The sequence below is a fragment of the Lentzea sp. DG1S-22 genome (assembly GCF_036321065.1).
Classification (GTDB): domain Bacteria; phylum Actinomycetota; class Actinomycetes; order Mycobacteriales; family Pseudonocardiaceae; genus Lentzea; species Lentzea jiangxiensis.
This window is the reverse complement of the sequence record NZ_CP143276.1, coordinates 59,740-73,471: the sequence shown is the minus strand read 5'-3', so window position 1 is coordinate 73,471 and position 13,732 is coordinate 59,740. Positions and strand designations below refer to the sequence as shown.

Sequence of the window (13,732 nt, the reverse complement as noted above, 5' to 3'; positions counted from 1 at the left end):
GTCCGGCCCGGCGGGTTCTTCAGTTGTGGTGGGGCGGGTGGGTCAGGGCGCGGATTCGCGCACGATCAACGAGGTCGGCAGCACCAGCGGGTGGTCGGGCATGGGCTGTCCCTCGAGCGTGGAGAGCAGCATCCGCGCGGCGGCGGCACCCATCTCCTGCAGCGGCTGGCGGATCGTCGTCAGCCGGGGTTCGGTGTGTCCCGCGACCGGGACGTCGTCGAAGCCGACCACGGACACGTCGTCGGGGACGCTCCGGCCGGACTCCCGCAGCGCCCGCAGCACCCCGACCGCAGAGAGGTCGTTCTGCGCGAACACGGCGTCGAACGGGATCCCGCTCGCGACGAGCTTGTCCACGGCGACTTCACCACCTTCCGTGGTGAAGTCGCCGTCGACCACGAGGTCCGGGTGCAGCGTCAGGCCCGCTTCGGCCAGAGCGAGCCGGAACCCGTCCAGCCGCGCCTGGGTGCACCCGAAGTGCGGAGGTCCGGTGACGACGGCGAACCTGCGGCGGCCCGCCGCGACGAGGTGCCGTGCGACGTCCGCGCCTCCCTGCCGGTTCGTCGTCGTCACCGAGGGGAACTCCGGGTGCGAGCCGCGGTCGTCGATCATGACGACCGGCAGGCCCGCCCGGTAGAGCGTGGAGATGTAGTGCAGGGCGTCCGGCGGCTCGACGACCAGCAGGCCGTCGAAGGCGTTGGCGGACACGTGGTTCGCGAACTGGTTGAGCGAGTCGGGGCCGCGGTTCAGCGTGTAGAGCAGCAGGCCGTACCCGTCGGCCTCCAGCGTGTCGACGATGCCCTGCAGCACCTCGCCCATCCACGGCCAGGTGAGCGACGGCGCGAGCATCGCGACGGTCCGGGTGCGTCCCCTCGCCAGGCCGACGGCGCGGGCGCTGGGCACGTACCCGATCTCGTCGATGACCTTGCGCACGCGCTGTGCGGTCGAGGCGTCCACGTCCGGCTTGCCGTTCAGCACACGTGACACGGTCGCTTTGGACACCTGGGCGCGTTGGGCGACCTCTGCGATCGTGACACGCATGCCGATCTTCCTTCCGCCGCCTCCTGGAACCGGTTCCGTAACCGGTTCCGACGAGGTGTGACGGAGTCAACAGCCTGACCTCAGCCCCAGTCAAGACTCTTGCCGGAAGTTCGTGAGAGCGTTTCCACAACTCGCCCCATCACCGCAGGTAGGACACCGCCGGACGCCTTGGACCGGGATGTCCGGGCCCGGTTCGCGACCCTTCGCCCACTGGGCCGAACGGAGCACGTTCCGCGTCTCAGCCGATCGTGCACAATCGTGGTCATGGGGGTTGTGACGGCGGTCAGCCGCAGCGAGGAGTACACGTTCACCAAGCCCGTGCGCGAGAGCATCACGTTGCTCGCCGGTCTCGGTGTCGAGGGCGACGTCCACCAGGGCGTCACGGTCAAGCACCGGTCGAGGGTGGCCCAAGACCCCACCCAGCCGAACCTGCGCCAGGTGCACCTGATGCACGAGGAACTCCTCGACGAGCTGCGCGGCAAGGGCTTCGCCGTCGAGCCGGGCCAGATCGGTGAGAACGTCACCACGCGCGGCGTCGACCTGCTGGGCCTGCCCACCGGAACCCGCCTGCACCTGGGCCCCGAAGCCGTCGTGGAGGTGACCGGTCTGCGCAACCCGTGCGTGCAGATCGACCGGTTCTCCTCCGGCCTGCTGAAGGAGGTCGTGTTCAAGGGCCCGGACGGCGAGCTGGTGCGCCGCGCCGGGATCATGTCGATCGTGCTCGCCGGCGGCGTCGTGCGGCCGGGCGACGAGATCCGGGTCGAGCTCCCGGCGCAGCCGCACCGGCCGCTCGAAAAGGTCTAGCCCCGATCCGGGAGCGGGAGTGCCCGGCTCGTGGCGCGGCACCAGGCCTGGTCGTTGCCGAAGTGGTCGTCGAGGATCACCGAGATCGTCCGCGGTGCCTCGACGACCGCCAGGTGCGCCGCGTCGCCGACCACGTAGAGCTCCGAGTCGGGCAGCTCCTCCGCGGTGTGCCGCACGAGCTCCGTCGGTGTGGCGCGGTCCTGCGCCGCCGCGATCACCACCGTCGGCACGTCGATCTTCGCCAGGTCCGGCCGCAGGTCCATGCGCCGCACGGCCTCGGCGCACGCTAGGTACGACGGCAGGTCGACCTCCAGCAGGCCGGCGCGGAAGCGGGCGACGACGTCCGGCGCGCACCCCGGCGTGAACCACCGCTCGACGATCGCGTCCGCGGCGGGCTCCATCCCCCGCGAGCGCAGCAGTGCGATCCGGTCGTCCAGCCGCTTCTTGTCCGGCAGCCACGCGGTCGTGGACACCAGTGCGAGCCGGGAGATGCGGTCGGTGTGCGCGGCGAGCCACATGCCGACCATTCCCCCGAGGGACACACCGCAGTAGTGGACCTGGCGCAATCCCAGGTGGTCCAACAGTTCCACGACATCGCGGGCCAGGTCTTCGATCTCGCACGGACCGGGCACGGGCGCGCTGCCGCCGTGGCCGCGGTGGTCGAACCGCAGCAGGCGGAACGGCAGTGAGAAGTCGTTCCACAGTTCGGTCGTCGTGCCGAGCGCGTTGCCGAGCACCAGCACCGGCGCGTCCTCCGGCCCGGTCAGCGTGTGGTGCGCGATCACGGCGTCACCTCCTCGCAAGACCCCGACTCCAGGGCAGTCTGCCTGGGCTTTTCCCCGTCCGCACGACGAGTTCTCCCCGGACGGCACTCCGACGGGCTCGGCCGGGAGCGTGAGGTACCCGCCACGGCACCGCGTGACACCTGGACGCCCGCCGACAACCACCGGCCCGGCCCCCGCCGAAACACTGTTACGGGTAGCAGAATGGAGGGCTGACGCAGCCACCGAGCCCGCCGGGAATCCGATGAACCCCGTTGCCCCGTTCGCGCACGAAGCCCTGTTCTACCGGGATGAGGACGACTTCCTCACCGGTACGGCCAGATTCGTGGCGGACGGCGTCGAGGCCGGTGAGCCCGTGCTCGTGGCGGTGCCGGAGGTGAGCATCGCTCCCCTGCGCGCACGGCTGGGCGGCGCGGCGGACCAGGTCCACTTCATCGACATGACCGAGGCCGGGCGCAACCCCGGCCGGATCATCCCGGGTGTGCTGATGGCGTTCAGCGCGAGCACGCAACGGCGCTTCCGGATGGTCGGCGAGCCGATCTGGCCCGGCCGCACCGAGCTCGAGTACCCGGCGTGCGTGCAGCACGAGGCGTTGATCAACACGGCGTTCGAGGGCCGGCGGGGCGTCATCCTGTGCCCGTACGACGCGGGGGCGTTGCCCGGCCACGTGCTGGACGACGCGAAGCGCACGCACCCGGTGGTGATCGACGGCGAACGGCGCTTCGCGAGCGAGTGGTACACCGACCCGGTCGCTCTCGCCGACCTCTACAACGTGCCGCTGCCGCCGCCACCGCTGGGCGCCGAGGAGCACCCCTTCACCGTCGGCACGCTGGCCCACGTGCGCAAGCTCGTCGCCGCGTTCGCGCACACGCTGCGCCGCGAGCAGGTCGAGGACCTGGTGCTCGCCGTGAACGAGCTGGCGACGAACAGCATCCTGCACGCGTCGGGCCGCGGGGTGCTGCGGATGTGGCGCGAGGACGGCACCGTCGTCTGCGAGGTGAGCGACTCCGGAACGGGCTTCCCACCCTCGTTCACCGGCCTGTCCGGCTTCGGGATCGTGATGGTCAACCTGTTGTGTGACCTGGTTCGCACCCACACGAGTCACAGCGGTACCACCGTTCGGGTGCACTTGGGGCGGTAGCGGGTCGCCGCCATCTCATCGCAATGCGCGTGTCACGCGAACCTGTTTTCCTTGCACAGCTATGGCAGACCACCTCTCCCCCCTCGACATCGCCTTCCTCGCCATGGAGGGTGACGCCAACCCGTTGCACCTCGGCGCGGTCGCGACCTTCGCACCGTCCACTCCGGTGCACCCGGCCCGCATCGCCGCCGTGCTGTGCGAACGCGCGCAGGAGGTTCCCCGCCTGCGCCACCGCGCCCGCACCTCGTTGCTGGGCGGCGCGCGCTGGGTCGAGGACCCCGGTTTCGCGCCCGAGGACCACGTCTTCACGCACCACGTGCGCGGCAGGGAACGGTTCGCCACCTTGGTCTCCCACCTCATGGCGCAGCCGCTCGACCTCGCGCGCCCGCCGTGGGAGCTGCACGTCATCACCGGGCTGGCGGCGGGCAGGTTCGCCGTCGTCGCGAAGCTGCACCACTCGCTGTGCGACGGCATGAAGGCCGTGGGTCTGGGGCTGCGGCTCTTCGACGCCTCCCGGTTGTCCATTCCGGACACTCCGGTGCCGGCCGCGAAGTCGCTCATCCCCTCGCTGCCGTCGCTGCGCGGGATCAGGGACACGATCGACATCGCGTCCTCGGTGCTGATGAGCACCCGCCCGCCGACGCTGAACTCGCCGGTGCTCACCGCGTCCACCCGCCCACGCCGCGTCGTGATGTCGCGTCTGGACCTCTCGGACGTGCACCGGATCCGGCGCGCGCACGGCGGCACGGTGAACGACGTGCTGCTCGCTCTCGTCACGGGTGCGTTGCGCCACTGGCTTTCCGCGCACGACAGCGCCGGACCGGACTCGGTCGTGCGCGCGCTGATCCCGGTCAACCAGCGCTCACGTTCCGGCGACGGCACGTCGGGCAACCAGATCTCCGGCTTCCTCGTGTCCCTGCCCGTCGGCACCGCCGACCCGGTGGAACGGCTGCGCGACATCCGCGCGCAGATGGAGTCGGCCAAGGCCGCCGGGTCGGACCGGGGCGCGGGCGCGCTGCCGCTGCTCGCCGACAGGGTGCCGGCCCTGGTGCACCGCCTGGCCGCGCCGGTGATGGGCCGCTGCGCTCCCCTGCTGTTCGACACGCTGGTCACGTCGGTGCCGCTGCCGTCCGTCCCGCTCGCCCTGGACGGCGCGGACCTGTGCGAGATGTACCCGGTGGCGCCCGTCGCGCCCGGTCACGCCGTGGGCGTCGCGCTGTCGGTCTACCGGTCGTCCGTCCACGTCTGCCTGAACACCAACCAGTCGTGGATGTCGGACGCGCAGTGGCTCGACGGCGTGCTGCGCCGGGAGCTGGCGGCGTTGCACCAGACCCGCGAGCTGGTGGGTTTGCCCAGGTAGGTCCCCGGGCACACCTGGCCCATGAGCAACACCCTGGTCCTCGACGTGGACGGCACGCTGGTCGACACCAACTACCACCACACGGTGGCGTGGCTGCGGGCGTTCCGCGGCGTCGACATCACCGTGCCCGCGTGGCGGGTGCACCGCGCGATCGGCATGGGCGGCGACAAGCTGGTGGCGGCTGTGGCGGGCGACAACGTCGAACGCGACCACGGCGACACCCTGCGCGAGGCGTGGGAACGGCACTTCGACGAGATGATCGACGAGATCCAGCCGGTCGAGGGCGCCCACCGCCTGGTCCGCGCGGCCGCCGACCTGGGCCTCTCCGTCGTGCTCGCCAGCTCGGGCAAGCGCAAGCACGTCGAGCACTACCTGAAGCTGATCGACCCCGGCGACGTCGCCTGGACCACCTCCGACGACGTCGAGGACAGCAAGCCGGCGCCCGACCTGATCCAGGTGGCGCTGCGCGAGGTGAAGGGCGAGCGCGCCGTCGTCGTCGGCGACTCGGTGTGGGACTGCGAGGCCGCCGCACGGGTGGGACTGCCGTCCATCGGGCTGCTGACCGGCGGGTTCGGCGAGAGCGAACTGGTCGACCGCGGCGCCTCCGCGGTGTACGCCGACCTGGACACGCTGCGGGCCGAGCTGTCCGACCTGCCCTTCGCCACCGTCGAGGAACCGAACGCCTGAGCCGTTCGAGGGCGAGCCGCTCCTAGGTGCGAGGACCGGTCGACGGGCGCGGCAGCTCCGACGGCTTGCCCGTGCTCCTCTCCTTCTCCCTGCTGGTCTTGGTCGTCGTGTTCTGCGGCGTCTCGGCGGGGGTGTTCTCCGGAGGGGCCGCGCCGGGCGGCACCACCGTCGTGGTCAGCTCGGCGCCGGGCTGCGGCGCACCGGGCGCGGTGGAGGACCCGTCCGGGGAGGACCCGTCCGGCGAGTGCACGACGGTCACCGTCGACGGCGTCACCGTCACCACGCGGGTCTGGGTGTCCGGCGCGACCGGACGGTCCGCCGCCGGGGCCTCCGAGCCGCCGCCACCGAGGTTCGCGACCGCCACGGCCACCGCCGTCATCGCGACCGCGGCCGCCGCGGTGATCGCGAGGCGCTTGCCCCTGCGCGGCTTCGGCACCTCCGGGGCGGGCGCGACCTCCGCGTCCGGCAGCAACGCGGGCAGTCCGCGGCTCGCCTCGTGCGCGGCGCTCAGCGACCGCTCGCACTGGGCGGCCGTCGGGCGGCGCTGCGGGTCCGAGTCCGTCATCGCGGACAGCAGCGACACCCAGGCCAGCGGCAGGTCGACGGGGATCCGCGGCGCGCGGGCCAGCCGGGCCAGGGCCGCCTCGGCGTCGCCACCGGGGTACTCGGTCCGCCCGGTCAGGCACTCCAGCAGCACCAGACCGAGCGAGTAGATGTCCGCGGCCGGACCCACGTCGCCCCCGCGCACCTGCTCCGGCGACAGGTAGCCGGCGGTGCCGACGAGGATGCCGGACGTCGTCACCCGCGTCACCTCGGCCACGAGCGCGAGGCCGAAGTCCGCGAGGTAGGCCTGCTTCTCCTCGTCGTCGATCAGGATGTTGGACGGCTTGATGTCGCGGTGCACGACGCCCAGGCCGTGCACGTGGTCGAGCACCGACGCGATCTGACCGCCGATGCGCGCCACGAACCGGGGCGGCAGCGGTTCGCGCATGCGCTGGCGCAGGGTGCCGCCGGTGATCTCGCGCATCACGAAGTACGGGCGGCGCGACACGCTGCCGGACGCGTACACCGGGATGATGCCGGGGCAGTCGAGCGAGGCCAGCATCGAGGCCTCGCGCTGCAGGCGCAGCTCGTCGTCGGGCAGGCCGGGACCGGTGAAGATCTTGATGGCCACCGAGGACGTCGTCGATCTGTCGTACGCGCGGTAGACCTCGGCCATCCCACCGGATCCGAGGAGTGTGCCGACCACGAACCGGTCGTCGATCACCGCGCCTGTCAGGTCGCCGTCCCAGGCTGCGCTCATGGGCCTCCGCTCGTCGCGCTGCAACCTAACCGGTCGCGCGGACCTCCGGCTACCCGGCCCGGTCCGAAGATCACCACGACCGGACAGGGCTTCGGCCTCCCGGGCGAACGCCGGTCACCCGAAGCTCAGCTTCTCCCGGACGGCGTCGGTCACGAGGCAGCCGGACGTGGCCCGCCACACCCGGCCGAGCCGCACGCGCAGGTCGGTGCCGCCGCTCAGCGCCTGCGCCACGAACTGCAGCCCGAGCAGCTCCGCCACGATCTGCTCGGCGGCGTGCCGCAGGTTCACCTCCGGCCGGAGCTCGCCGCGGTCCCGGGCGAGCGTGAGCAGGTCCCGCACCACGGTGACCCAGCCGATCACCTGCGCGGCCGCCACGACGTCGAAGAACACCGCCTCCCGCAGCAGCTTCGCGCTCACCCGCACGGTGAGGTCGGTCTCCAGCCTGCGGACGAACTCGAACGACATGGTGATCAACGCCTGCACCGGTGACGCCTCGACCTCGAGCACCTCGTCGCGCAACCGGTGCCAGAGCAGGGACTGCTCCTCGATGATCGCGACGCCGAGGGCCTCCTTCGAGCGGAAGTGGCAATACAGCGCGCCTTTCGACACGTCGGCCCGTGCGCACACAGCGGTGAGGCTGGAACCGGCGAAGCCTTCGCGGTCGAACACCTCCGCCGCGGCCTGCAGCAGTCGCGTCCGCGTGTGCGTGGCTCGTTCCCGTTTCGCGCTCATCACCCCACCCGCGCCACACCGGTCGACACGGCCACGGCCAGGGTGTCCGGCAGGTGCCAGTACTGCTCGATCTCGCCGAGGTGCACCGAGAGCACCGAGGTGAAGCGCGTCTCCACCGGGTCGCCGGTGGAACGCAGCCGCCAGCGCGCGGAGCCGATCACCGCCGCGTCTCCCCCGTCCACGACCACCTGGCGCGCCGACAGCCGGTCCAGGGAGTACGCGGAGAACAGGGTCAGGAACCAGGCCTCGACCTCCCGGCGGGTGCGGGTGCCCGCCGTCCACCGCGTCCCCGCCGGTTCCGGGGACTCCCACTCGACCGAGGGGGCGCACAACCGCGCGATGCCGGGTGCGTCCTGCGCCGCGAGCCGCGCGAGGAACACCTGCACGACTTCGACCGTCGAAAACATTTTCCTCACCTTCCGCTCCGGGCATTGCTGCGGCAACGAGCCCGGGATGATCACAGTAGCGAGACTGCCGAAAAGCGAGCACCAGCGCCCCATTGGACCAGTTGTTTTTCCTCCGAACATCCGATCAAGTGTTTCCATAGTTATCTGAACTTTCAACGACCGCCGGTATCACCGCAATGCACGGACCGAAGCCCGCGAGTTTGGTGCAGGGTGGAAGCCACACCCCGTCATCTCAGCGAAACGGAGCAGAACCGTGCTCAAGGCAGTCCAGCGAGCCCGCGAGCACCAGGACACGCCACCGATCACCGCCTTGATTCCCCAGGCAAGGCGGGAACAGGGGCTCACGCAGCGCGAACTCGCCGACCTGTTGTGCGAGATCTCACAGAACGACAGCGTCACCCGTGAAGAAGTGTCGAGGTGGGAACGCGGAAAACGCATTCCCGGCCCCTACTGGCGAGCCTGGATCAGCGCGGCACTGCACGTGCCGCACGCCGAAGTCGACCGGGCCGCGGTCGTCGAGCGCGAATACCGCCGCGCCAAGTCGGGCGACCGCACCGACGACCGGGTGAATACTTGGTGATAGTCGGCGGGCCGCGGTGAGAAATGTCCCCGAATCGCGCGGAACGCGGTCGCGGACCACGGCGCGGGAGCGCTTGCGACGCCGCCAGGCAGAGGACAGCTCCTCCACAGGCGCCTCACAGGAACCAGCCGCAACCTGGTCCGCATGACGGACAACCACGACCGCGGTCTCCAGTACGACCTCGCCACGCTGATCGGACGGCGGCGGGCGTTGTCGCTGCTCGGCGGCGCAGGCCTCACGCTCGTGGCCTGCGCCCCGCCGACCACCACGACCTCCCCCGCCACGACCCCCTCGGCGGGCACCACGTCGTCCGCGGCGGCGGGCTCGCCTCTGCAGCCGATCCCCGAGGAGACCGCCGGGCCGTTCCCGGACGACGGGTCCAACGGCCCGAACGCCCTGACGCGGAGCGGCATCGTGCGCTCGGACATCAGGTCGAGCTTCGGCTCCTCGACCCGCACGGCCGAGGGCGTGCGGCTCACCGTCGACCTGACCGTGCGGAAGCCCGGCGGCGAGCCGTTCCAGGGCGCCGCCGTCTACCTGTGGCACTGCGACATCAACGGCGACTACTCGATGTACTCCGACCGCGTGAAGGACGAGAACTTCCTGCGCGGGGTCCAGGAGGCCGACGCGTCCGGGAAGCTCCGCTTCGTCAGCGTCTTCCCCGGCGCGTACTCCGGGCGCTGGCCGCACGTCCACTTCGAGGTCTACCCGAGCCTGGCCGAGGCGACCCGGGCCGGCAGCAAGATCACGACGTCGCAGCTCGCGTTGCCCGAGACCACGTGCAAGGAGGTCTACGGCACGACCGGGTACACGCAGAGCGTGCGGAACATGGCGCGGACGTCGTTGCGGCAGGACACGGTGTTCCGCGACGGCACCGACCACCAGATGGCGACGATGTCGGGTGGCGTCACGTCCGGCTACACCGCCTCACTGACCTTCGCGGTGCAGGGCTAGCCACAGCTCCGCGCGCACGCCCGGCGAGTCGAGCGAGCGGCCGAGTGCCTGCTCGGCCCGGCGGATCCGGTTGCGCAGCGTGTGGCGGTGGATCCCCAGCTCCGCCGCCGCGGGGTCCCAGGAACCGTGGTGCGCCAGCCAGACCCGCACCGTCTCGCGGGTCTCGGCGTCGAGCGGCCGCAGCAGCGCCCGCGCGAACTCCTCCGGCACCGGGAGGCGACCGGCGAGGTCCTCGAACGTCCGCACCCCCGCCTTCCACGCCTGCCGGGCCTCCCGGTAGCCCCTGGCGACGCTCCGGACGTCCACTTCGGACGACGCGACCCCGTCGAAGTCCTGTGCCAGGACGACGATCCGGCCGTCGTGCTCGGCCCAGAAGCCGCTGCCGGGTGGTTCGTCCGCGAGGAACACCCGGAAGCGCTCGGGCAGTCCCTCGACGGGGATCCCGTTGAGCAGCAACAGCAACTGGCCCGACCTCAGCTCCCGGTGCGCGGCGTCGACGGCGTCGTTGCGGGCGAGGGCCAGGGTCAGCAGCGAGGCGGCGGTGTTGACGACGCTCAGGCCGGCGGCGTCGAGCGGGCCCCGCGTGCCGACCGCGAGCACTCCCCCGGCCCTGCTCCCCAGTGCTTGCAGGAACACGTGCCGGCCGCCGGTCTCGAACGCGGCGCTGGCGAGGCCCCCCGCCGTCCGGAGCCGGGCGAGCCCGGCCGACAGGTCGGGGACCTGGCGCGAGTCGTGCTCGTGCACGGGCAGTCCCGCCGCGTCGAGCAGGACGACCCAGCCGTCGACCCGCTGGCCGAGCCGGCGCACGACCCCGGCCACGCCCGTCCTCACCGCGGCACGGGTGAGCGCCCGCTGCGCCTCGCTCGTCTTCGTCAGCGCGGCGTACTCGTCCGCGGCCAGCGCCTTCGACACCGCCTTGCTGATCGCGATGAACGGCACCTCGCGCGGCACCTCGACCAGCCCGAGCCCGGCGTGGTCGGCGGCGGCGACCAGCGCGGGAGGCACCGAGTCGTGCCCGAGCCCGGTGCCGAAGCCCAGCCCCACCACGCCGGCGCCGACGAGCCGCCGCACGTAGTCGTCGCCGACGGCGGGGAGTCCGGTGGTCAGCAGCAGCTCACCGCCCTCCAGGAACGGCGTGGGGTCGGCGAGCTCGGTGCCGTGCACCCACCCGACGGGCTTCGACACGTCCCCGGCCAGCACCGGCAGCGCCAGCGTTCGTGCCAGGTCCCGCAACGTGATGGGCATGTGCCAGTTTGTACAACTTCAGGTACGCGGATGGCCATTTCAGACACTGCGCAGCCGGTCGGCCAGGACCATGCTGGGCACATGACCCGACTGCGCACCGCGACCCCCGGCCCGAAGTCGCTGGAGCTCCAGGCGCGGCGCAGGGGTGCCGTCGCCGCCGGGGTGGGCTCGACCCTGCCCGTCTACGTCGACTCCGCCGGCGACGGCCTGCTGGTCGACGTCGACGGCAACCAGCTCATCGACCTCGGCTCCGGCATCGCCGTCACGAACGCCGGCAACCCGGCGCCCGCCGTCGCCGAGGCGGTGCACGCGCAGATCGACAGGTTCAGCCACACCTGCTTCATGGTCACGCCGTACGAGAGCTACCTCGAGGTGTGCGAGGCGCTCAACGAGCTCACGCCGGGCGGGCACGAGAAGCGGTCGGTGCTGTTCAACTCCGGCGCCGAGGCGGTGGAGAACGCGGTCAAGATCGCCCGGCACGTCACCGGCAGGCAGGCCGTCGTCGTGTTCGACCACGGCTACCACGGCCGCACGAACCTCACGATGGCATTGACCGCCAAGAACATGCCGTACAAGCACCGGTTCGGGCCGTTCGCGCCCGAGGTGTACCGGGTTCCGGCCTCCTACCCGCTGCACGACGGCCTGACCGGCCCGGAGGCGGCCCGGCGGGCGATCTCCGCGATCGAGAAGCAGGTCGGCGCGGGCAGCACCGCCGCCGTCGTGATCGAGCCGGTCCAGGGCGAGGGCGGGTTCATCGAGCCGGCGCCGGGTTTCCTGCCGGCCCTCGCGCAGTGGTGCCGTGAGCACGGCGTCCTGTTCGTCGCCGACGAGATCCAGACCGGCTTCTGCCGCACCGGCTCGTGGTTCGCGCTCGACCACGAGGGCGTGGTGCCGGACCTGGTCACCACCGCCAAGGGCATCGCGGGCGGCTTGCCGCTCGCCGCCGTCACGGGTCGCGCCGAGATCATGGACGCCGTGCACGTCGGCGGACTCGGCGGCACCTACGGCGGCAACCCGGTCGCGTGCGCGGCGGCGCTCGGCGCGATCCGCACGATGCGCGAGCGCGACCTCAACGCCGCCGCGCGCCGCATCGGGGAGACCGTGCTCGGCCGGCTCAGGGCCGTCGCCGGGAAGACGGACGCGATCGCGGAGGTCCGCGGCCGTGGCGCGATGATCGCCGTCGAGTTCACCGAACGCACGCCCGACGTCGCCGCTCGCGTCGCGAAGGCGTGCCATGAACGGGGTGTCGTCGTGCTGACGTGCGGCACCTACGGCAACGTGATCCGCTTGCTGCCCCCGCTGGTCATCCCGGACGACCTGCTCGCCGAAGGACTGGACGTTCTCGAAGGAGCCCTGCTCGCATGATCGCTTTCCACACCCCCGCGGACGTCGAGGACGCCGTCGCCGCGGCGGCGGCCGTCGCTCCCGAACTGGCCGCACTGCCCGCGCACCGCCGCGCGTCCGCGCTGGACCACGTCTCCCGGCGCCTGGCCGAGCGCGCCGAGGAGTTCGCCCTGGCCATCAACGACGACTCCGGCAAGCCGATGAAGTGGGCGCGCGTCGAGGTGACGCGCGCGATCTCCACGTTCCGCTGGGCCGCCGAGGAGGCCCGCCGGTTCTCCGGCGAGCTGCAGCGCCTCGACACCGACCCGGCCGCCGAGGGCCGCCTCGCGCTGGTCCGCCGCGTGCCGCGCGGGCCGGTGCTGGGCATCGCGCCGTTCAACTTCCCGCTGAACCTGGTGGCGCACAAGGTCGCCCCCGCGCTGGCCGTCGGTGCGCCGATCGTGCTGAAGCCCGCGCCCGCCACGCCGAAGGTGGCGTTCCTGCTCGGCGACCTGCTGGCCGAGACCGACCTGCCGCGGGGTGCCTTCTCGATCCTGCACCTGTCCAACGAGGACACCGCCGCGCTGGTCGAGGACCCGCGCCTGCCGGTGGTCTCGTTCACCGGCTCCGGCCCGGTCGGCTGGGGCATCAAGGACCGCGTGCCGCGCAAGCACGTGACGCTGGAGCTCGGGGGCAACGCGGCCGCGATCGTCGCGCCGGACTGGCAGGACGTCGAGTTCGCGGCGCAGCGCATCGCCACCTTCGCGATGTACCAGGCAGGTCAGTCGTGCATCTCGGTTCAGCGCGTCTACGTGCACACCGACGTGTACGACGCGGTCTCGGAGGCCGTGGTGCGGCACGTGGGCAAGCTGGACGTGGCGGGCGACGTCGGCCCGCTGATCAACGACGCCGCCGCCGACCGCGTCGAGGCGTGGGTCTCCGAGGCCGGCGCGACCGTCCTGACCGGCGGCACGCGGGACGGTCGCACCTACGCGCCGACCGTGCTGACCGACGTGCCCGAGGACTCGAAGGTCAACGCCGAGGAGGTGTTCGGACCGGTGGTGACCCTGACCAGGGTGGACACCGTCGAGGAGGCGTTCGACCGCGTCAACGCCTCCCGGTACGGCCTGCAGGCGGGCGTGTTCACCACGGACGTGCGGCTGGCTTTCCGCGCCGCGCAACGACTCCAGGTCGGTGGCGTGGTCGTCGGCGACGTGCCGAGCTACCGCGCGGACCAGATGCCCTACGGCGGTGTGAAGGAGTCCGGCATCGGCCGCGAGGGCCTGCGCGCGGCGATGGAGGACCTCACCGAGCCCCGCGTCCTGGTGCTGACCGGCCTGGAACTGTGACCTGAGGACCTGGGTCCTGCAGACCTC

General features: G+C 71.9%; 14 protein-coding genes. 8 read left to right on the top strand and 6 right to left on the bottom strand.

The genetic code is table 11. The features are described 5' to 3' along the window. Nucleotides 1–42: 42 nt before the first annotated feature. On the bottom strand, nt 43–1,038 hold the full coding sequence (locus V1227_RS00340) for a LacI family DNA-binding transcriptional regulator (protein WP_090103800.1): 996 nt from the start codon (nt 1,036–1,038) through the stop codon (nt 43–45). Nucleotides 1,039–1,302: 264 nt separating this feature from the next. Between V1227_RS00340 and V1227_RS00335 the strand changes: the two genes are divergently transcribed. Next, on the top strand, nt 1,303–1,842 hold the full coding sequence (locus V1227_RS00335) for an MOSC domain-containing protein (protein ID WP_329790377.1): 540 nt from the start codon (nt 1,303–1,305) through the stop codon (nt 1,840–1,842). Here the strand turns inward: V1227_RS00335 and V1227_RS00330 are convergent. Next, nucleotides 1,839–2,627 carry an alpha/beta fold hydrolase gene (locus V1227_RS00330; RefSeq protein WP_329790376.1) on the bottom strand — a complete coding sequence of 263 codons (789 nt, stop codon included), beginning with the start codon at nt 2,625–2,627 and terminating at the stop codon, nt 1,839–1,841. The genes V1227_RS00335 and V1227_RS00330 overlap by 4 nt on opposite strands. A 241-nt stretch (nt 2,628–2,868) precedes the next feature. Between V1227_RS00330 and V1227_RS00325 the strand changes: the two genes are divergently transcribed. The 3 genes from V1227_RS00325 to V1227_RS00315 all read left to right on the top strand — a co-directional run bounded on the left by V1227_RS00325 (nt 2,869) and on the right by V1227_RS00315 (nt 5,812). After that, complete coding sequence (locus tag V1227_RS00325) at nt 2,869–3,765, top strand: anti-sigma factor RsbA family regulatory protein (RefSeq protein WP_329790375.1); 897 nt, start codon at nt 2,869–2,871, stop codon at nt 3,763–3,765. A 61-nt stretch (nt 3,766–3,826) separates the two neighbouring features. After that, nucleotides 3,827–5,125 (top strand): wax ester/triacylglycerol synthase family O-acyltransferase, encoded by a 1,299-nt coding sequence (locus V1227_RS00320; protein WP_329790374.1) that lies wholly within the window; start codon nt 3,827–3,829, stop codon nt 5,123–5,125. 21 nt (nt 5,126–5,146) lie between these two features. Next, nucleotides 5,147–5,812 carry an HAD family hydrolase gene (locus V1227_RS00315; protein WP_329790373.1) on the top strand — a complete coding sequence of 222 codons (666 nt, stop codon included), beginning with the start codon at nt 5,147–5,149 and terminating at the stop codon, nt 5,810–5,812. 22 nt (nt 5,813–5,834) lie between these two features. Here the strand turns inward: V1227_RS00315 and V1227_RS00310 are convergent, their stop codons facing one another. From V1227_RS00310 to V1227_RS00300, 3 genes are all read right to left on the bottom strand, one after another. Beyond that, nucleotides 5,835–7,115, bottom strand: coding sequence for a serine/threonine-protein kinase (locus tag V1227_RS00310; protein ID WP_329790372.1), 1,281 nt, complete (start codon nt 7,113–7,115; stop codon nt 5,835–5,837). Nucleotides 7,116–7,229: 114 nt separating this feature from the next. After that, the gene (locus V1227_RS00305; RefSeq protein WP_236218950.1) at nt 7,230–7,847 is read right to left on the bottom strand and encodes a ScbR family autoregulator-binding transcription factor; all 618 of its coding nucleotides are present in this window, start codon (nt 7,845–7,847) and stop codon (nt 7,230–7,232) included. Beyond that, nucleotides 7,847–8,254 (bottom strand): nuclear transport factor 2 family protein, encoded by a 408-nt coding sequence (locus V1227_RS00300; protein ID WP_329790371.1) that lies wholly within the window; start codon nt 8,252–8,254, stop codon nt 7,847–7,849. Before V1227_RS00300 ends, V1227_RS00305 begins: the two co-directional genes overlap by 1 nt. Before the next feature lie 253 nt (nt 8,255–8,507). On the opposite strand from V1227_RS00300, the gene V1227_RS00295 reads away from it, so the two are divergent. Both V1227_RS00295 and V1227_RS00290 read left to right on the top strand, forming a co-directional pair. Then, on the top strand, nt 8,508–8,834 hold the full coding sequence (locus tag V1227_RS00295) for a helix-turn-helix transcriptional regulator (protein WP_329790370.1): 327 nt from the start codon (nt 8,508–8,510) through the stop codon (nt 8,832–8,834). A gap of 144 nt (nt 8,835–8,978) precedes the next feature. Further along, nucleotides 8,979–9,788: a dioxygenase family protein gene (locus V1227_RS00290; protein WP_329790369.1), complete on the top strand. Its 810-nt coding sequence runs from the start codon at nt 8,979–8,981 to the stop codon at nt 9,786–9,788. Here V1227_RS00290 and V1227_RS00285 read toward each other — a convergent pair. Beyond that, a complete protein-coding gene (locus V1227_RS00285) occupies nt 9,762–11,033 on the bottom strand; it encodes a PucR family transcriptional regulator (RefSeq protein WP_329790368.1) in 1,272 nt (423 codons plus the stop codon). The two genes, V1227_RS00290 and V1227_RS00285, sit on opposite strands and share 27 nt — an antisense overlap. Nucleotides 11,034–11,063: 30 nt before the next feature. Between V1227_RS00285 and gabT the strand changes: the two genes are divergently transcribed. Both gabT and V1227_RS00275 read left to right on the top strand, forming a co-directional pair. Further along, the gene (gabT, locus tag V1227_RS00280) at nt 11,064–12,398 is read left to right on the top strand and encodes a 4-aminobutyrate--2-oxoglutarate transaminase (RefSeq protein ID WP_442916433.1); all 1,335 of its coding nucleotides are present in this window, start codon (nt 11,064–11,066) and stop codon (nt 12,396–12,398) included. Further along, nucleotides 12,293–13,705 carry an aldehyde dehydrogenase family protein gene (locus V1227_RS00275; RefSeq protein ID WP_442916432.1) on the top strand — a complete coding sequence of 471 codons (1,413 nt, stop codon included), beginning with the start codon at nt 12,293–12,295 and terminating at the stop codon, nt 13,703–13,705. Before gabT ends, V1227_RS00275 begins: the two co-directional genes overlap by 106 nt. Nucleotides 13,706–13,732 lie beyond the last annotated feature (27 nt).